This window comes from Propionispira raffinosivorans DSM 20765 (genome assembly GCF_000381065.1).
In the GTDB taxonomy this organism is placed as follows: domain Bacteria; phylum Bacillota; class Negativicutes; order Selenomonadales; family Selenomonadaceae; genus Propionispira; species Propionispira raffinosivorans.
The window spans coordinates 66,588-84,773 of record NZ_KB905857.1; the positions used below are offsets into that span (position 1 = coordinate 66,588).

17 protein-coding genes are annotated in these 18,186 nt (G+C 39.8%); all 17 read right to left on the reverse strand.

Annotation, left to right across the window (positions count from 1 at the left end; translation table 11 throughout):
* Nucleotides 1–94: 94 nt before the first annotated feature.
* The 17 genes from F606_RS0114170 to F606_RS0114250 all read right to left on the reverse strand — a co-directional run bounded on the left by F606_RS0114170 (nt 95) and on the right by F606_RS0114250 (nt 18,185).
* Nucleotides 95–1,564 carry a class I adenylate-forming enzyme family protein gene (locus tag F606_RS0114170; protein WP_019554545.1) on the reverse strand — a complete coding sequence of 490 codons (1,470 nt, stop codon included), beginning with the start codon at nt 1,562–1,564 and terminating at the stop codon, nt 95–97.
* 125 nt (nt 1,565–1,689) lie between these two features.
* Nucleotides 1,690–2,430 carry a glucosaminidase domain-containing protein gene (locus F606_RS21210; protein WP_019554546.1) on the reverse strand — a complete coding sequence of 247 codons (741 nt, stop codon included), beginning with the start codon at nt 2,428–2,430 and terminating at the stop codon, nt 1,690–1,692.
* 55 nt (nt 2,431–2,485) lie between these two features.
* The gene (locus F606_RS0114180; RefSeq protein WP_019554547.1) at nt 2,486–3,790 is read right to left on the reverse strand and encodes an NCS2 family permease; all 1,305 of its coding nucleotides are present in this window, start codon (nt 3,788–3,790) and stop codon (nt 2,486–2,488) included.
* Nucleotides 3,791–3,941: 151 nt separating this feature from the next.
* Nucleotides 3,942–4,877 (reverse strand): ribokinase, encoded by a 936-nt coding sequence (rbsK, locus tag F606_RS0114185; RefSeq protein WP_019554548.1) that lies wholly within the window; start codon nt 4,875–4,877, stop codon nt 3,942–3,944.
* An 18-nt stretch (nt 4,878–4,895) separates the two neighbouring features.
* Nucleotides 4,896–5,903, reverse strand: a complete 1,008-nt coding sequence (locus F606_RS0114190; protein ID WP_019554549.1) for a LacI family DNA-binding transcriptional regulator — start codon at nt 5,901–5,903, stop codon at nt 4,896–4,898.
* 84 nt (nt 5,904–5,987) lie between these two features.
* Nucleotides 5,988–6,389, reverse strand: coding sequence for a D-ribose pyranase (gene rbsD, locus F606_RS0114195; RefSeq protein WP_019554550.1), 402 nt, complete (start codon nt 6,387–6,389; stop codon nt 5,988–5,990).
* Between the two features lie 16 nt (nt 6,390–6,405).
* Nucleotides 6,406–7,497, reverse strand: a complete 1,092-nt coding sequence (locus F606_RS0114200; RefSeq protein WP_026329407.1) for an ABC transporter permease — start codon at nt 7,495–7,497, stop codon at nt 6,406–6,408.
* A 33-nt stretch (nt 7,498–7,530) separates the two neighbouring features.
* A complete protein-coding gene (locus tag F606_RS0114205) occupies nt 7,531–9,063 on the reverse strand; it encodes a sugar ABC transporter ATP-binding protein (RefSeq protein WP_019554552.1) in 1,533 nt (510 codons plus the stop codon).
* 12 nt (nt 9,064–9,075) lie between these two features.
* Nucleotides 9,076–9,717, reverse strand: coding sequence for a DUF2291 domain-containing protein (locus F606_RS0114210; protein WP_019554553.1), 642 nt, complete (start codon nt 9,715–9,717; stop codon nt 9,076–9,078).
* Nucleotides 9,718–9,823: 106 nt separating this feature from the next.
* The gene (locus F606_RS0114215) at nt 9,824–10,837 is read right to left on the reverse strand and encodes a D-ribose ABC transporter substrate-binding protein (RefSeq protein WP_019554554.1); all 1,014 of its coding nucleotides are present in this window, start codon (nt 10,835–10,837) and stop codon (nt 9,824–9,826) included.
* Nucleotides 10,838–10,911: 74 nt separating this feature from the next.
* Nucleotides 10,912–12,399 carry a glycerol kinase GlpK gene (glpK, locus tag F606_RS0114220; RefSeq protein WP_019554555.1) on the reverse strand — a complete coding sequence of 496 codons (1,488 nt, stop codon included), beginning with the start codon at nt 12,397–12,399 and terminating at the stop codon, nt 10,912–10,914.
* 2 nt (nt 12,400–12,401) lie between these two features.
* On the reverse strand, nt 12,402–13,331 hold the full coding sequence (locus F606_RS0114225) for a transketolase family protein (protein WP_019554556.1): 930 nt from the start codon (nt 13,329–13,331) through the stop codon (nt 12,402–12,404).
* Entirely contained in the window at nt 13,324–14,142 is an 819-nt protein-coding gene (locus F606_RS0114230) for a transketolase (protein WP_019554557.1), read from the reverse strand. Before F606_RS0114230 ends, F606_RS0114225 begins: the two co-directional genes overlap by 8 nt.
* A gap of 3 nt (nt 14,143–14,145) precedes the next feature.
* Nucleotides 14,146–15,549 carry an L-fucose/L-arabinose isomerase family protein gene (locus F606_RS0114235; protein ID WP_019554558.1) on the reverse strand — a complete coding sequence of 468 codons (1,404 nt, stop codon included), beginning with the start codon at nt 15,547–15,549 and terminating at the stop codon, nt 14,146–14,148.
* 324 nt (nt 15,550–15,873) lie between these two features.
* On the reverse strand, nt 15,874–16,884 hold the full coding sequence (hypE, locus tag F606_RS0114240; RefSeq protein ID WP_019554559.1) for a hydrogenase expression/formation protein HypE: 1,011 nt from the start codon (nt 16,882–16,884) through the stop codon (nt 15,874–15,876).
* Nucleotides 16,874–17,944 carry a hydrogenase formation protein HypD gene (hypD, locus tag F606_RS0114245; protein ID WP_154651173.1) on the reverse strand — a complete coding sequence of 357 codons (1,071 nt, stop codon included), beginning with the start codon at nt 17,942–17,944 and terminating at the stop codon, nt 16,874–16,876. Before hypD ends, hypE begins: the two co-directional genes overlap by 11 nt.
* Nucleotides 17,945–17,966: 22 nt before the next feature.
* On the reverse strand, nt 17,967–18,185 hold the full coding sequence (locus F606_RS0114250) for a HypC/HybG/HupF family hydrogenase formation chaperone (protein WP_019554561.1): 219 nt from the start codon (nt 18,183–18,185) through the stop codon (nt 17,967–17,969).
* Between the last annotated feature and the right edge of the window lies 1 nt (nt 18,186).

Consider the following 18,186-nt stretch of genomic DNA (forward strand, 5'->3'; position numbering starts at 1 on the left):
TACCTACTATTCTATCATATTCTAAATCGCAAGTCTAACAAATCACTCGATAAAAACAGCGATTGTAAAACATTTATGACCTGCTGAACACTTATTAAGGCAGCAGCAAACGTTTCAGAATCTTTCCCGTCTGGCTTTTGGGCATTTCATCAATCACATGAAATTCACGCGGCACTTTATAAAGAGCCAGTTTATTTTGTAAATATTCTTTTAAGGCATGTTTATCAAAAACTGTCCCCTCTTCTAAAACAAGGAAGGCACTACCAACCTGTCCTCTCAGTTTATCCGCTATCCCTACAACGGCTGCTTCACGAATCCCCGGATACAAATATAATAATTCTTCAATTTCTCTCGGATATACATTTTCTCCCATACTAATGATCATATCTTTTAAACGATCTACGATAAAAATAAACCCATCGTCATCGCGATAAGCCATATCACCGGTATGCAGCCAACCGTCTTGAAGGACCTGCAGCGTCGCTTCCGGCAAATGCCAATAGCCCTGCATAACATTATCCCCCTTAGCAGTGAGCTCACCAACCTCACCATCTGGCAGCAGAATTCCCTTAAAGTCCATGATTGCAACCGTCACGCCGGGAAGTTCCATACCAATCGAACCAACTCTTACGTTCGTTGGTGTATTGACCGAAATGACGGGTGATGCCTCCGACAGACCATATCCTTCCAAAATCGGCACGGCAAATTTCGCCATAAAATCAGCGGCAATTTTCGCAGGCAGTGTTGTCCCCCCTGAAACAACAAATCGCAAACTAACTAAATCGTTTGCCGACGCCAGTCTCGTCAATAAACTACAGATAGAAGGCACCGCATATAATATGCTTACCCGGTTTTTGGCAATCGCTTGAATTGTTTCTTTTGGTGTAAATGCCCCCAAAATCGTAATTGTCGCCCCAGCAAGCAATGGGTTCAAAACCGCACAGGTCCAGGCAAAACAATGATACATTGGCAATACACATAATATATGATCTGCCCAACCTATCGTTAAAGCATCTTTAAACATCTGTGCATTTCGTACGAGATTTTTATGGGTAAGAACCGCACCTTTTGGTTTTCCAGTTGTCCCAGATGTATAAATGATCATAGCTATTTCTTCCCAGGAAAAGCTTTCCGGCAAAGTCGGTGCCGCTTCGTAACAAACTAGCGCAAGTTGTTTTCTAATATCCTCGAGTAAAATCTGTTGAACATCCATATTATATGATTGTTCTTTTAATTGTACTGTTAGCTTAACGCATTCCTGCGTAATTAAATATTTCATCGCAGCATCTTTCATGATATAAACAATCTCTCTGGGGCTCAGTTGAAAATTGATTGGTACGACTATGATGCCTAAGCTCACCAAAGCCATATAGGCATAAATATATTCAATCGAATTTTTCGATAAAAGCCCGACATTTTCACCGCGTTTAATTCCTAAATGATAAAAATAATTTCTATATTTTTTAACATTTTTTTGTAACGTAAGATATGTACTCTGGTTTTCTCCGGCAATCAATGCGATCTGTTCTGGTTTTCCCTGCACAATAAGCTCATGTATTAACATTAAAAATTTTACTTCCTTTCTAAACAACAACCTGCATAATAATCTTAGTAGAACATAAATCGAAAAAGAAGGCAAGTAATCATTTGACTACCTGCCTTCTTTGCTAAAATAGATCCATCACTATTTCACTGCCGCAAAATATCCTGATAAATATGTAAAATTGTTTCGCCATAATCACTGCCTGGAACTGCCCATCGCCCATTTAAATCTGTCCACGTTGCTGCTGAAGCACTATTGCCAGCGGCACGGACAAAACTATACCGAGGATCGACAATATCCACCTGTGGCTGTCGCATCGATGAATATGCTAAAAGATGCTGGATATGGGCTCTGACGCCCAGCTGCGGATTGGGAAAATAAGCCCCATTGGCACTACTACTGGTTGAACCAAGTCCACAATAATTGTTTTGATTATATTGTACTGATCCGCCATAGCGAAAATATCCCGTTTCTTTTAAGGCCTGAGCAAAAGCAATATCGGGTCTTATTCCCTCGCGGGTACCCTCCTCATAATAATAATCAACCAATTTATCTGGTGAAACCAATAGATTGGGTGATGGATTTACACTGAGCAGATACCGCAAGCACTGCTCTTTCGTAGCAACAGGCGGTCCCATAATGGTTAAACTTTCATTAAAAGCTGGCGGCATCTGAATCGGCGGCATCAGCACAATCGGTTTTTGGATTATTTTCTGCTGGGCCTTTGTAGTTTCTAGCTGAAGTCGAATTGCAGTTGACTCTTTTTCCACACTTTTATCATGATAATGTATTGGTGATTTTGCCAAAGCTGTCGTATGAAATGGAACCATTAAAACCCCACTTATTACGAGAATCATAGCAATTTTCTTTTCACACAATTTTTTCATGAAGCTTTCCCCCAAATGTCTTTATTAAACCTTAAGCAGGCTTATATCTTATAAATCAATGATTTAAAAATCCTAATTGAACAATAAATAAAATCATAAATATATACATTAAAGGATGTACCTGCGCCGCTTTACCGCGGAAAATCTTGAGCAAAGGATAAATAATAAAACCGATACCAACACCCGTGGTAATACTATAACAAAGCGGCATCATTAATAAAACAAGAAATGCCGGGAATGCTTCTTCCATATCATTCCAATCAATTTTACGCAGACCATTCATCATCAAAAAACCAACTATAATCAAAGATGGTGCGGTAACTGCCGGTAAAGATGCCAGCATCTGAGCAATCGGTGCACAAAATAGCACCAGAGCAAACAGTAGTGCCACAACAACCGCCGTGAAACCAGTACGTCCACCAGCTGCAACACCAGCACCTGATTCTACATAAGACGATGTAGGACTTGTCCCCAAAATCGCCCCAAAAGTACTCCCAAATGCATCAGCAAGCAAAGCACCTCTGATATTTGGGAATTTCCCTTCTTTAATGAGACCCGCTTGTTCGCCAATTCCCAGCATTGTGCCGGTCGTATCAAATAAAGTAACAATTAAAAAAGTGAAAATGATCGCATATAAACCACCATCAAAAACGCCCTGAATATCCATTTGCATGAAAGTTTTGTCAAGCCCTGAAGGCATGCTAAAGAACGTATCTGGTAAAACCAACAGCCCTTGAAAAAAAGCAATAATAGCCGTTAGAATCATCCCTAAGAACAACGCCCCTTTAACACGATTGACCATCAAAACCAAACTTATAATAAGCCCAATCACCGTTAAAAATGTCATTGGATCTTCCAAATTGCCTAAAGTTACAAGTGTTGCAGGTGATCCCACAACGAGCTTCGCATTTTGCAGGCCAATAAAAGTAATAAACAAACCAATACCGGCTGTAATTCCCTGTTTTAAACTAATTGGAATTGCATCAATTAAGCTATTACGAAATTTAGTAAACGATAAGATCATAAAAATAACCGATGCAATAAAAACAGCCCCTAAAGCCTGTTGCCAAGCAACGCCCATAGCGAGTACAACGGCAAAAGCAAAATACGCATTCATCCCCATCCCCGGTGCGATTGCGATTGGATAATTTGCAACGATCCCCATAATTAACGTACCAATCATACTGGCCAAAATTGTAGCAACAAAAACACCATTGAAATCCATACCTGTTTTACTGAGAATTGCCGGATTTACCACAACAATATAGACCATCGTAACAAACGTTGTCATTCCAGCGATAATTTCTGTAGAAAAATCTGTTTTTCTTTCAGAAAACTTAAACCATTCTTTTAAATTCACGTTTTTTCCTCCTAAAACATATAATATCAAATTCATAGCATGCAAAAAGCAAAAAAGCCCATAACATAAACAAAGTTATAGGCCAATCAAACATTAAATGTATCCTACTAGAGTTATTCTATCACATTTCTATAAAATTTAACATCTCATTTTAGAAAATGCTACCGAAGCGCAAGCGATCTAAAGCCCGTGTGAACTCTTGTTCTGTTGGATAGGATGCTTGTGTGCCTGTTTTTGTCACACTGAGTGCCGCAAATAAAGTTGCTTGCTGTATCGCTTGTAAAATATCCTTTGTTTTTACATAGACCGCTGCAAAGCACCCAATAAAAGCATCCCCGGCACCGGTTGTGTCCACAGCGTGTACATTGTAGGCCGGCACATGTTCACAATGCTCTTTATTGACCCAAAGCGATCCACGGCTGCCCATTGTCACAATGACATTTTTGAGTCCCCGATCAACCAGAGTCAACGCCGCTTTTTTGATTTCCGCTTCCGATTCAACAGGAAGCCCAGTGAGTATATTAAGTTCTGTTTCATTCGGTACAAAAAAATCACATTTACAGGCCATGTCAAGATCAAGCTCCGCTATCGCTGGAGCCGGATTGAGCAATAACGGAATCTGATGTTTATTAGCAAATTCAATCGCTGCATAAACCGTATCCAACTTTATTTCTAATTGTAAAATACAAAGGGCACATTGCTGTAAATCCAGTGCAGCAGCTTCTACATCAACTGCCGTTAAATATGTATTAGCACCTTTATTTATTAAAATACGATTTTGTGAAGATTCATCGACTAAAATCGTAGCTATTCCATTGGAACTGCCTTTAGCTGTCTGTACATATTTCGTATCAACATGATAAGCATTAAAATTATCAAGCACCATTTTTCCGAATATATCATCACCGATTGCGGTAATCATGAGAACATCCGCGCCAAGTTTTGCCGCTGCTATAGCCTGGTTAGCACCTTTACCACCACAGTTAATAGCAAAGTCTTTCACTTCGCGCGTCTCTCCGGCAACTGGTATTATATCCGTATACGATATAACATCAATCATGTTAGAACCGATTACGGCAAGCTTCATCAAAAACCATCCCCTCGACTAGTTTGTTTTTAAATAAGCAACACTATCACGTTCAACCAATTCATTGCAAATCTGCATTTTTACTTTTGTTTTTGTATTTGTCTTCATTAAGGTAATCAAACGTTGTACCGCAAGTTGTCCCATTTCTTGCTTGAACACCCGTACGGTTGTAAGCGCTGGTGTAAATACACTGCAAAAAGAGATATCATCGAATCCAATAATTGAAATATCTTCGGGAATTCGATAGCCATTTTTTTGAAAAGCCTTCATCGCACCCAAAGCAATCATGTCATTCTCAGCGAAAAAAGCAGTGGGCAGCTCCGGCTTCGTTTGCAAAAATGAATCGACTGTCGTAAACACTTCATCCATCGTCGTCGGAACCTCGATAATATATTTTGACTGGTTTGTTAAATTATGCTCCTGCAAAGCCCGTTCATACCCTTTTTGACGGCATTGGAAATTCTGAATACGAACATCTCCTTTTAAATAGCCAATTTGACTATGACCATGATCGACCAAATAATTTACAGCCTGCGAAACCGAATCTATATTGTTCATAAGTACGGCGTTAAAAGATAAATTTTCAAACCAACAATCGAGTAATACCAATGGAACAGCTGCTTGTTGAAATGCTTTCGCATTTTGTTCATTAAGTTCTGTTCCGACCAACAAAATAGCGGATGATGTATCATTTAGGATCTGATTGACCCGCTCTTCATAATCTGGACTATTTCTATATAAGTTAAAAATCGTTGTTTCATAACCAGATTGTCGGCTTGCATTTTCTACACCTTCAAGCAATGCTGCAAAAAAAGGTGAATCTGAAAATACTTTACCGCTATCACGGTATGTCACAACCTTGATATTCTTGATTTTTGTTTCATTCAAATAACCATACTCTTGGGCGATTTTAAAAATTTGTTCGGACGTGTCTCGATTAACCCCTTTTTTATTATTTAAAGCATTCGAAACGGTTGCAGGGGAAAAGCCGGACAATTCACTTATTTTTTTTATACTGATTTTCATTCCGCACTCTCCTCTCGCAATATATTCTAAACCACATTGCTAAAAATCGCAAATTCTATTATATTTATAAATTTTTTTCTTCGCTCATGCCGGAAAAGCTACACCGGCACGCAGTATAATATTGGGATACGGAGTAAATTCACCCGTACGAATTGCAAAGCGAACCTGTTTTGATTGTTCTTTTAGATCCTCATGCAATATAAATTCATGTTCCACGCCCTGAAGTTTCTGCTGAATATGCTGTAAAAGTGTTGGATTTTTTTCTTTAATATCTTCAGCCAACGAATAAAATTCGACTTCAGCTTCTCCAATAACTGCATCTAATGTCTGTTTAAAAGTTGGTACACCACCGCATAATGCCAAATCTACAATAGGTATCCCCTTAGGTATTGGCATCCCGGCATCACCAATCATAAATAAATCCTTATGACCAAGTGCTGCAATGAAACCAGCCAGCTGCGCATTCAAAATCCCACATTTTTTCATATTCAGTCCCCCAATTTTATATTTTTATTTCCTCTTTCTGTTCCGTCTTAGAATCATTTCTTGCCTGCAATGCAATCTTCGCCTGCAAATTACGTTGGAACTGATCGACAATAACAGCGAGTATAATGACAACCCCTTTGATAATCATCTGCCAAAATTCCGAAACACCACACATAACCATGCCATCTGAAATAACACCGATTACAAAAGCACCAATAATTGTTCCCCCGATGGTACCAATCCCACCAGCCATTGAAGTCCCGCCCAAAACCGCAGCAGCAATTGCATTCATTTCCCAAGTTTCGCCCGATGCCGGATGAGCTGCTTCAAGCTGCGATGCTGTAATAATTCCGACAATGGCCGCACAAACTCCGGAGAATATATAAACCAAAATTTTTACTTTATCCACTTTTACGCCCGATAATTTTGCAGCCCGTTCATTTCCCCCAATTGAAAAAACATGCCAGCCAAATGTTGTTTTTTTCAATAAAATGCCAGCAATAATGGCAATAAAAACTAAAATCAAAGCCCCGACTGGCATCCCAAATACGCGACTGCCAAATACACTGAGCCCCGTATTACCTAATGCTTCATTACCGATAATATTAGAATAGGTTGCACCATTTGAATGGAGCATTGCAAAACCACGGGCAATATACATCGTTCCCAGCGTCGCAATGAAAGGTGCGACACCAAATTTTGTGATGATGATCCCATTTAACCAGCCAACAAATGCACCAACCATAAGTGTAAAAAGAACTACGATCGGTACACTAAAATACAGAGTCACACCAAACATTGTCAGTGTAAAGCCATTATTAATCAGACCACCAGCAATCATCCCCGCCAATCCGACAACAGCCCCAACGGATAAATCGATACCCCCGGTAATAATAACATATGTCATGCCAATCGCTAAAATACCATATAAAGCAACATGTTTAGCCAATAATAAAAAGGTATTCGTTGATAAAAAATTAGGAGTTGCAAAACTAAAGAAAAGTAAAAGCAACGCCAAAACAATTAAGGTACGGCCCTTTAATAACGTAAGTGCCAAAGAATTACTGCTCTGTTTTTTATGCAAATTGCTTGTAAGATCAGTCTTCATTATCCAAATCATTCCTTTCATGCAAGTTTCCGTCTATGATACATTTTTTTTGATTACATGACCTTGATAGGAAGCGAGTACTAATTTGTCTTCCGTAATGTCATTTTTCATCATTTCACGCGTTTTTATTCCATTCGAAAGAACCATAATACGGTCCGCAATGGCCATGATTTCTTGCAATTCAGAAGAAATCACCACAATCGACAATCCCTCATCTGCATATTGGTTGATAATTTCAAACACTTCCGTTTTGGCACCAATATCAATGCCGCGGCTTGGTTCATCCAACAGCAAAATCGTTGGCTGTGTCAAGATACCTTTTCCAATGACTACCTTTTGCTGATTTCCACCAGAAAGGGAAAGAATCGGCAGTCTTTTATCAGCAACTTTAATATGAATATCTTTAATTTCGGCATCTACACTACATTCTTCTTTTTTTTCATTCAAAAAGATAGATCGTGCATATTTCTGCAGGCTTGATAATGAAATATTCTTGCCAATATCCATTGTCTGTACAAGCCCCTCACGCTGCCTATCTTCCGGCACCATTGCAAAACCTCGGTCAATCTGACCGGATACACTTTTTATACGCAAAAGCTCCCCATTTAAGAAAATATCACCCGTGTGCTCTGGACGCAGACCCATTATACATTCAAATATTTCAGTACGTCCTGCTCCCATTAGACCATAAATACCCAATATTTCGCCTTTTTTCAAGTCAAAATTAACATGATCTAATAAATAGCCTCCGCCTTTTTTCGGCACCGTCAAATTTTTGACTTCCAATACTTTTTCTCTGCGACTCCAGTCAATTTCTTGTTTACGTTTTGGATATACTTTTCCTTTGCCAACCATCTCTTTAACAATCCATTGAATATCGATATTCTTTACAGGTGAAGAAGCTACAAATTTCCCATCACGGAGAATCGTCACGTAGTCACCAATTTTCATAATTTCTTCTAGTCTATGTGAAATATAAACAATTGAAATTCCTTCGGCTTTAAGTTCTTTGATTATTTTAAACAAAACCTGAACTTCTTGTGCACTTAAGGAAGATGTCGGTTCATCCATAATCAATATTTTTAAATCATCTTGGATTAAATTCCGGGCAATTTCGATCATTTGCTGCTGTCCCACCCGCAAATCACCCACTAAAACATGTGGATCAATAGGATGTTCCAATTTCTCCATGATTTTTTTTGTAAGCTCAATATGTTTTTCATTATCTAAACGTATCGATCCATGTGTTTTTTCTCGAGCCATAAATATATTCTGGTATACATTGAGATTGGGAAATAAACTCAGTTCCTGATGAATAATACCTATACCATTCTGTTTGGCTTCTGTCACATTCTTAAACTGTACTTTTTCGTTCCCCATAAAAAGCTGGCCATCAGATTGCTGCTCAATCCCGGCAATAATTTTCATGAGAGTAGATTTTCCAGCACCATTTTCACCAATCAGCACATTTACCTTCCCTGTATATACATCAAAAGAAACTTCATCCAAAGCTTTCGTACCAGGATATATTTTTGACACTTTTTCGGCATGCAGACAAATATCCATTTTCTCCATCTCCTATTGAACCGTCAATTCGACTGGCGTAATCAGTACTTCTTTTTGGTTATTAACACTAAAACAGCCAACAAAAGACACATTTTTACCTTGAATTGTATCTAAATCCTGCTTGGCGATCAATTCAGAATTGATGATGTCATGAATACTCTGAGAAATCTTCGCCCAATCCACTTGGTTTTTATAATCTTCATATTTTATAAACGTAAGACTATCACGAACTGCTGACCCTTTATAGACGCTGCCTATTTGCAATTGAACGGCAACCGGACCGTCATAACCATCTAATTTCAAAGTCATGAATCCAGCTTTTTTTTCTCGGTTCACCGCGGTAACTTGACCTTTGCCTTTTACAACATAACTCAATTCACCTTTATCGCCCATAGAGTATTTACCATATTTACCAGCTAAAGATTTAAGATCCCCATTCGAATCCTTCAAAAATCCAGACAAATCTACCGCTTTCTTTTCCAGTTCAGGAATGGCTTTCGTCTGCCAAATTCCTGCTACATTATCTGCCGCATTAAAAGCTACATCTCCTGTTAAATCTCCTTCATGACCAATCTGAACAACTTTGACACAGCCAGTCATTAAAAATGCCATCAGTAAACAAGTGATCAATGCAATCAATACACGTTTTTTCATAAACAGCCTGCTCCTATCCACTCCGCATTACAGTGCGTTTTTCAAACGAGATGCTCAGCTGTTAGCATACCGATGTTATCTCGGTATGCTAACAGCTGCTCTTTTACTATTCTTTATAAACAAAAGCCTTTAGTTTATCGACATTTTTTGCTGTAATTGCGATACAATCTACCAGTTGTTTTTCTTCAAGACCAGTTGTACCATCTTTTAAATATTTATCGGCTTGTTGTACAGCCATTTCTGCAATTAGAGCGGCTTGCTGCAGTGCGGTACCTGTCATATTTCCAGCTTTTATAGCTGCCGCAGCTTCATCTGAACCGTCAACACCGATGACAGCAATATCTTTCAGACCTGCATTTTTAATTGCAGCAACGACACCAACAGCCATTGTATCGTTCCCACAGATAACACCTTTGATATCAGGATTCGATTGTAAAATTGTTTCCATTTTTTGATAAGCTTCGGTTTGTTCCCAATTTGCAGTCTGCTGAGCAACCATCTTCAAATCAGCATATTGATCAATGACTTCATGAAAAGCACTGGAACGTACCCCTGCATTTGTATCAGATTCCTTACCTAACAGTTCAGCATATTTCCCCTTTTCCCCCATTTTTTCCACAAATGATTCAGCAATGGCTTTCGCCCCTTGATAATTATTTGCTACAATCTGAGAAATTGCGATTCCGCTGCCATTGATTTCACGATCAATCAAAAAAGTAGGAATATTCGCATCACGGGCTTTTTGTACAGCAGCAACGGTAGCATCAGCTCCTGCATTGTCACAAATAATTGCTGCAGCTTTATCGGATATAGCATTTTCAAAAAGTTCGGCTTGTTTTGTTGCATCATCATCATGCGACACAGTTTTAACTTCATAGCCAAGGTCTTTGGCTTTTTTCGTAGCCGCATCTGCTTCCGTTTTAAAGAAAGGATTTGAATGAGACGGTGTAATTATGTAGATGATTTTAGAACCGCCTCCCGTAAGTGCTTTTGCTTCCTTGGCAGGTACAGAAGATGAGGCTTTATCAGCAGCTTTATTCTCTGCACCACAACCGGCAAATATAACCCCCAGCATACACAATGACAATACCAACGCAGCTAATTTTTTACATTTTTTCATAATCTTTGTTCCTCCTATTTTTTTATTGGAAAACGATATGACTTATCAGGACCTTAACCTGTTAAATCCAATGATCAAGCTCGAAACAAGGTGCGATTTACCGCTTTTTCCCAGCCATCATATAAAGAATCACTACGAATTTCTTGCATCATCCCAACATATTTCAGCCTTTTCCGCTCGCGAAAAATATCTGGTTGCGTATAAATTTTCATGGCAATCCCGGCGGCTATGGCAGACCCCATACCCGATAATTCCAGCGTTTTGGATACTTGAACCGGGATCTTTAAAATATCAGCCTGAAACTGCATAAGATATGTATTCTTCGTCGGACCTCCATCAACACACAATTCCTTAATTTCTATAGTAGATTCTTTTTGCATGAGTTTGATAATGTCCGTAATTTGGTATGCAATGCTATCAAGTGCCGCCCGAACCATTTCAGCCCTGCCTGTTACACGTGTAATTCCGGTAAACAAGCCGGTTGCTTCACTATTCCAATAAGGTGCCCCTAACCCTGAAAAAGCTGGTACAAAATAACTTTGATCATCGTTATTTGAATTTTCCGCTATTTCCTGTGATTCTTCGGCACTAGCCAACAGTTTCAAATCATCTTTCAACCATGTTATAACAGCACCTGCATAATTGATATTACCCTCAAGTGCATAACTGACCTGACCATTAAAGCACCAGGCAATTGAAGTAACGAGTCCGACCTTACTAGAAAGAATCTGCTCCCCTAGATTCATCATCACCGAAGCCCCTGTACCGTAGGTTGCTTTGACCATTCCTGGACTATTGCAATTTTGAGCAAAAAGTGCTGCCTGAGAATCGCCAAGTACTGCATGGATAGGAATCGGTTCATCCAGCCAACCGTCAAACGTAGTGGTACCATACAAAGCATTTGAATCACAAACCTCAGGTAAAGCCCAGCGTGGAATCCCAAAAATTCGGCACACATCTAAATCCCAGGTCAGATCTTTAATATTAAACAGCTGCGTTCGCGATGCATTGGAATAATCTGTTTTAAACGCAGCACCACCCGTCAAGCAATAAACAAGCCAACTATCCATTGTTCCAAAACAAAGTTCATCCGCTTCTGCTCTTTGGCGAGCTCCCACGATATTTTCTAACAGCCAGCTTATTTTGGCCGCAGAAAAATATGGTGATAGCGGCAGGCCTGTAATCGCTTTTATTTTTTCACCATATCCTTCTAACACAATGCGCTGACATATTTTTTCCGCACGAGCACATTGCCAGACAATGGCATTATAAATTGGTTTACCATTTGATTTTTGCCAGGCCATTACGGTTTCTCTTTGATTACTGATACCAATTGTGGCAATACTTGTTTTATTGATACCGGCTTTTTCTACAACAGCTTTTACAACCGCCAATACATTTTGATAAATTTCGACTGGATCGTGTTCAATCCAGCCTTTTTCATTGATAATCTGCTTATGCAGCAAATCACAGCGTGCTACTAAAGAACCTGTTTCATCAAACAATAGACCTTTTGTTCCCTGCGTGCTTTGGTCTATTCCCAATACAAATGTATCCGGCATTTTCAGATCAACTCCATTACCGTTTTTGCAATACCTTCCGCATTCAATCCGTAGTGATCAAAAACCTCCTGTGACTTCCCTGTTACGACTGGTACATCCGGCAATGCCATATTGATAACTTTGGTTGGATAATGCGCCGCTGTAATCTGGCTTACCATCGACCCCAGACCGCCATATATCGTGTGCTCTTCAACCGTCACAATTGCTTTCGTTTCTTTGGCCGCTTTAATAACAGCCGCTTCATCAATTGGTTTTACGCAGTACATATCGAGCACCCTCGCCATAATGCCCTTACTCCTTAAAAGTTCTGCTGCATCTTTCGCTGGCTTCACCATTTCTCCGCAGGCAATGATGGCAACATCCTGACCTTCATTTACAAGCATCGCACGATCCATTTCAAATGAAATCGTCGCTGCATCATAAATCGGCTCCACTGCATTGCGCCCTACCCTGACATAGGCCGGTTTTTTATCCTGCAAAAGTGCTCGTATAAGCTTACCGGTCTGTAGATGATCACTGGGCAAATAGACTCTCATATTGGGAATGGATGCCATCGCAGCAATATCATTTGCTGAATGATGTGTCATCCCCAATGCTCCATAGCTAACGCCCCCGCTAATCCCAATCAATGTAACATTTGTATTCGAATAAGCTACATCGACCTTCGCTTGTTCCATACTTCGCGTTGTTAAAAAACTGGCCGGTGAAACAGCAAAAGCTTTTTTACCACAGCTGGCAAGTCCGGCACTAATTGAAACTAGATTTTGTTCCGCAATACCCACTTCAACAAATTGTGCTGGTCGTTCTTTGGCAAAATCAGCCAGTGATGCCGAACCACGAGAATCACTACACAAAACAATGATGTCTTTATCTTGAGCCGAAGCTTCCAACAGCACATTGCAAATTTCTTGCTTATTGGCAATTTTATTCATATTGAGCCCTCCTCTGGTTCAATTCATTGATTGCTTGTTCATATTCTGCATCCGTTGGAACTCGATGATGCCAGCCAGCTTGATTTTCCATAAAAGAAACACCACAGCCTTTCGTGGTATTGGCAATAATTACAGTTGGCACGCCTTTGGTTGCTTTCGCTTCTGTAATAGCCTTATCCAAAGCATCTATATCATTTCCCAAAGATGAAATTACGTGCCAGCCAAATGCCGCCCAGCGTTCTTCTTGTTTATCCTGCATCATAACATTTTCTGTCGTACCAGAAATCTGTAAATGATTACGATCGACAAATGCGGTTAAATTATCAAGCTTATAATGAGCCCCCGCCGTAATCGCTTCCCAGACCGACCCTTCTTCCATCTCACCATCCCCCATAACTGCATAGACACGATAGTCCAGCCTATCCATCTTCCCCGCCAGCGCCATGCCAACACCAACAGACAGACCATGCCCTAGTGAACCGGTATTCATTTCTATTCCATTAATTTTGTTATTCGGGTGACCAATATATTTCGAAGCATAGGCTGAATAGGTTTTTAAATCTTCCTTGGGAAAAAATCCACAATCTGCTAAAACACAATAAAGTGATTCCACAGAATGTCCTTTGCTTAAAATAAATCGATCACGGTTTGGATCGGCTGTATTTTCCGGTGTCACATTTAGATGCTTATAATATAAAGCAACCAAAATGTCCGTTACGCTTAAATCGCCGCCAATATGCCCCGTTTTGGCACGATGGATCAAGGTGATAATATCTTTTCGAATATCACATGCTTTTAACTGCAAATTCATTATTTATTCCCCCCTCAAATATGCTTTAATTTCCTCTTCAATCGGATCATATAAATCCGCTTTGATTTTCATATATTTACAAGCTTCGTAAAGAATTGGCACAATATTTTTATGAATTCCCACACAATGGTGAATGTACGGTCCACAAACAATTTTTTCTTCCAGTCGTTTAATATTATCTACAACAATCCAAAGATATGTTCCCATTCCCTTTGGTCCATCAACCCCCTTAGCATTTCCTAATAGCATGGAATATTCACCATTATCACCATCAAAACGACAAAGAGTCAATGAACCGTGTTTTGCTTCTGCCGTAATGCTTCCTGGATAGTCAAAAGCCAAAGGATATGTAAGCGTTGGTTTCTCTTTGGCGATTGAAATCGGCCATGGACCACAATGCTGGAGCAACTCTCCATTTGGCAGATCCGGATGACGAATCGTCCAATCAGCAAAAAACGATCTCGTTTCATCCATGCCAGCGGCTTCTACCAAAAGAGCAGTAATCGCACCATGGATATCTGTTTCACAGACAACGGGAATCCCTTCGTCGTTCAGCAGTGCATTCGCAGCACAAGGCATGATACCAAGTTCAGACTGCAATTCATTCCAGCATTGCAATGCAACTGCATTACAATCATATTTTTTGATCAGGTTTTGCATCGCAACCTTAAGAGCTGCCACATTTTCAAGTTCCTCATCTCGAATCTTGATTTCCATATGCGCTCGTAAATACTCGATTGTCTTAGTGACTTCACTGCCTTCTTCTTTTTTTGCTGCTTTAACAGCTTTGGTGAGCTCCGGCATCGGTATCGGTGCCAGCTGAATATTAAATTTTTCGAGAAGTTCACCTTCATTGCACATGGTCGACCAAAAATCAAATGGACGTGTTGAAATTTGCAAAATGCGAATATGCTGAAACGTTTTCACAACATTACAAACTGCCATAAAGTCTTTGATTCCCCGTTCAAAAACAGGATCATGTAAGCGACAATTTGTCATATATGTAAATGGAACGCGAAATCTTCTGAGAACTTTTCCCGTAGCGAACAAACCACATTGTGTATCACGAAGGCGTACACCATTTTCATCCGGTCTTTCATCAAGCGGCCCCCATAACAAAACAGGAACATTTAACTCTTTCGCCAGTCTTGCGCACTCATATTCAGTACCAAAATTACAATGCGGCAAAAAGAGTCCATCTATCTTTTCTTTTTTGAATTTTTCGACTATTTTAAGTAAACCAGCATCATCATATAATAAACCTTCATCATTAACATCGCTAATATCAACAAATTCAATACCAAGTTCTTTTAGTCGCTCACTAATCAAACCTCTGTATTTGATCGCATCCGGTGCACTAAAAATACTTCTTCTAGTCGGTGCAAAACCTAATTTAAGTAATGCCATTATTTATTCCTCCAATAAAATCTTATTTATATTACCAGTACATGCTAACTCAGTTAAGATAATTCAAAATATTTAGTTTTATTTCTCAGCGTTATTATAATACTTTTATATAAATATTTCAATAACTATTTTAAATTTAAAGTAAAATTATTATATTTTTAAAATAAATTATCGTTATATTTACTTTTTAATTTTGTTTTTACATAAATTCGCATAAAAAAAAGATGTTTTGTATAAAATATTCATATAAATATTTATATAAAACATCAAAAACTATATTAAACTAAAAAATACTGCCAAAATTTCGGCAGTATTTCTTGAATTTTAACAAATTCGTGGAATTTGTCCGCCCAATGGCATATCAACAATACGGATACCACCAATATTGGTTTGCAGGCCGACTTGACCTATCGATTCGTTCGTTACTTTTCCAATAACGCAGGCATCTTTGCCATAAGGATGCTGATGCATTACGTCAAGTAAAGTTTTCGTGTATTTTGCATCAACAAAAACCAACATTTTACCTTCGTTTGCCAGATACAGTGGATCAAAGCCCAGTATTTCACAAACTCCCTGTACTTCCGAACGCACAGGTATGGCATTTTCTTGTAGTAAAATTCCGGTTTTCGATTGCTCGGCAATTTCATTTAGCGTAGCTGCTACGCCACCACGTGTCGGGTCGCGTAAAGCTGCTATTTGCGGCACAGCTTTGAGCATTTTCTGTACCAAACCGTTCAGTGGCGCACAATCACTTTGCAGTATTGCCGGTAAAACTAATTCATGACGCCCTGCCATAATAGTCGTTGCATGATCACCAATATAGCCACTGACAATGACATCACACCCCGGCTTAACACACTTCGGTGAAATATGACTGCCAGGTATTATATCACCAATCCCCGCTGTATTGATAAAGATTCCATCTGCTGCACCTTTATTAACGACTTTCGTATCCCCGGTAACAATGAGCACATTGGCTTCTTTCGCCGCCAGACGCATCGACTCCACAATTTTCCGGAGATCATCCATGAAAAATCCCTCTTCCAGAATAAGTCCCACTGAAAGATACCGTGGCACCGCACCAGTCATTGCCAAATCATTAACGGTACCACAAACAGCCAATTTACCAATGTTACCACCAGCAAAAAATAAAGGTTTCACAACATATGAATCCGTTGTAAACGCCACATTCGTCCCTGCCATATTTACCGAAGCTCCATCATGTAACTCATTAAGCAGCGGATTGCCAAATGCCGGTAAGATTACCTGCTCCACTAACTCTTGGCTAAGTTTTCCGCCGCTTCCATGAGCCAAACAAATCTTTTCATGTTCCATATGTATATCTCCCGCTTCCATATTTATACCATGCCGCACAAGATCCTTCAACAGATACCATGCAGGCTCCAATTGGGTGTTCAGGAACGCAAGCCTTGCCAAACAATTGGCAAGCCGTTGGTTTAATGATGCCGCGCAGTACTTCACCACAATGACAGGCCGTTTTCTTTGTAATGGTTTTTGTTACCATCGGCAAAACCACCTGTGCATCAAATGCAGAATATTGCTCTTTCATCCGCAGTCCTGAATTCGGGATCATACCGATCCCACGCCAGACTGCGTCTGTTGGTTCATAAACTTCCGATAAAATTTGTCTGGCGGCCGGATTACCGTCCGGTTTCACAATTCGCTTATATTCATTTTCTATAGCCGGCTGATCATCATGAATCTGCCTCGCCAATCGATAAATCGTCCGCAAAATCTCTAACGGTTCAAAACCAGCAACCACTGCTGGCATATGATATGTTTTCGGTAAAAAATCAAACGGTCTTTCTCCTGTAATAGCACAAACATGGCCCGGCAATAAAAAGCCATCAATTTTGACTGCTGGATCTGCCAGTAAAACTTTGAGTGCCGGAGGAACTATTTTATGAGAAGACAATAAAAATAAATTCGTCAAATTTTGTTTTTTTGTTGCCAGTACGGTAGCCGCTGCAGTAGGTGCCGTTGTTTCAAAACCAACTGCCAAAAAAATAATTTTTTTGTGTGGATTTTGTGCCGCTATCGTAAGACTTTCCAATGGTGAATAAACAACTCGAATATCTGCACCAGTCGCTTTTACTTCGCCCAAGCTTGATGTTGAGCCGGGAACACGTAGCATATCGCCAAATGTAGTCAAAATTACATCTTCGCATCTCGCATAAGCAACCGCTTTATCTATGTATTCGTCCGGTGTAACGCAAACCGGACAGCCAGGTCCACTCACCAAATCGACCTGTGGTGGCAGTAATTGTCTTATACCCGCCCGAAAAATGGCTACCGTATGTGTACCGCAAACTTCCATCAACCGCACTGGTTTCGTAACCAGGCGATCGATCTCACGAATGAGAAACTGTGCCATTTCTTTTGTTTCATTATTATGTTCAGGCACTCCCATTCATCTCCCTAAGCAGTTGATTTGTCAGAGTGGCTTCCTCTTCATCAATAGCCTGAATTGCAAAACCCGCATGAATCAATACAAAATCACCAATTCCCGCTTCCGGCAATAACATAAGACTTACCTGACGTTGAATGCTGTTGACTTCCACAACGGCCATTTGATCTTTTTTATCAATAATTTTTGCTGGTACTGCCAAGCACATT

Excerpts from the sequence above, each read along its gene's own strand:
- F606_RS0114170 (WP_019554545.1), bottom strand. The coding sequence starts at position 1,564 with ATGTTAATACATGAGCTTATTGTGCAGGGAAAACCAGAACAGATCGCA.
- F606_RS21210 (WP_019554546.1), bottom strand. The coding sequence starts at position 2,430 with ATGAAAAAATTGTGTGAAAAGAAAATTGCTATGATTCTCGTAATAAGT.
- rbsK (WP_019554548.1), bottom strand. The coding sequence starts at position 4,877 with ATGAAGCTTGCCGTAATCGGTTCTAACATGATTGATGTTATATCGTAT.
- F606_RS0114190 (WP_019554549.1), bottom strand. The coding sequence starts at position 5,903 with ATGAAAATCAGTATAAAAAAAATAAGTGAATTGTCCGGCTTTTCCCCT.
- rbsD (WP_019554550.1), bottom strand. The coding sequence starts at position 6,389 with ATGAAAAAATGTGGGATTTTGAATGCGCAGCTGGCTGGTTTCATTGCA.
- F606_RS0114200 (WP_026329407.1), bottom strand. The coding sequence starts at position 7,497 with ATGAAGACTGATCTTACAAGCAATTTGCATAAAAAACAGAGCAGTAAT.
- F606_RS0114205 (WP_019554552.1), bottom strand. The coding sequence starts at position 9,063 with ATGGATATTTGTCTGCATGCCGAAAAAGTGTCAAAAATATATCCTGGT.
- F606_RS0114210 (WP_019554553.1), bottom strand. The coding sequence starts at position 9,717 with ATGAAAAAACGTGTATTGATTGCATTGATCACTTGTTTACTGATGGCA.
- F606_RS0114215 (WP_019554554.1), bottom strand. The coding sequence starts at position 10,837 with ATGAAAAAATGTAAAAAATTAGCTGCGTTGGTATTGTCATTGTGTATG.
- glpK (WP_019554555.1), bottom strand. The coding sequence starts at position 12,399 with ATGCCGGATACATTTGTATTGGGAATAGACCAAAGCACGCAGGGAACA.
- F606_RS0114225 (WP_019554556.1), bottom strand. The coding sequence starts at position 13,331 with ATGAATAAAATTGCCAATAAGCAAGAAATTTGCAATGTGCTGTTGGAA.
- F606_RS0114230 (WP_019554557.1), bottom strand. The coding sequence starts at position 14,142 with ATGAATTTGCAGTTAAAAGCATGTGATATTCGAAAAGATATTATCACC.
- F606_RS0114235 (WP_019554558.1), bottom strand. The coding sequence starts at position 15,549 with ATGGCATTACTTAAATTAGGTTTTGCACCGACTAGAAGAAGTATTTTT.
- hypE (WP_019554559.1), bottom strand. The coding sequence starts at position 16,884 with ATGGAACATGAAAAGATTTGTTTGGCTCATGGAAGCGGCGGAAAACTT.
- hypD (WP_154651173.1), bottom strand. The coding sequence starts at position 17,944 with ATGGCACAGTTTCTCATTCGTGAGATCGATCGCCTGGTTACGAAACCA.
- F606_RS0114250 (WP_019554561.1), bottom strand. The coding sequence starts at position 18,185 with ATGTGCTTGGCAGTACCAGCAAAAATTATTGATAAAAAAGATCAAATG.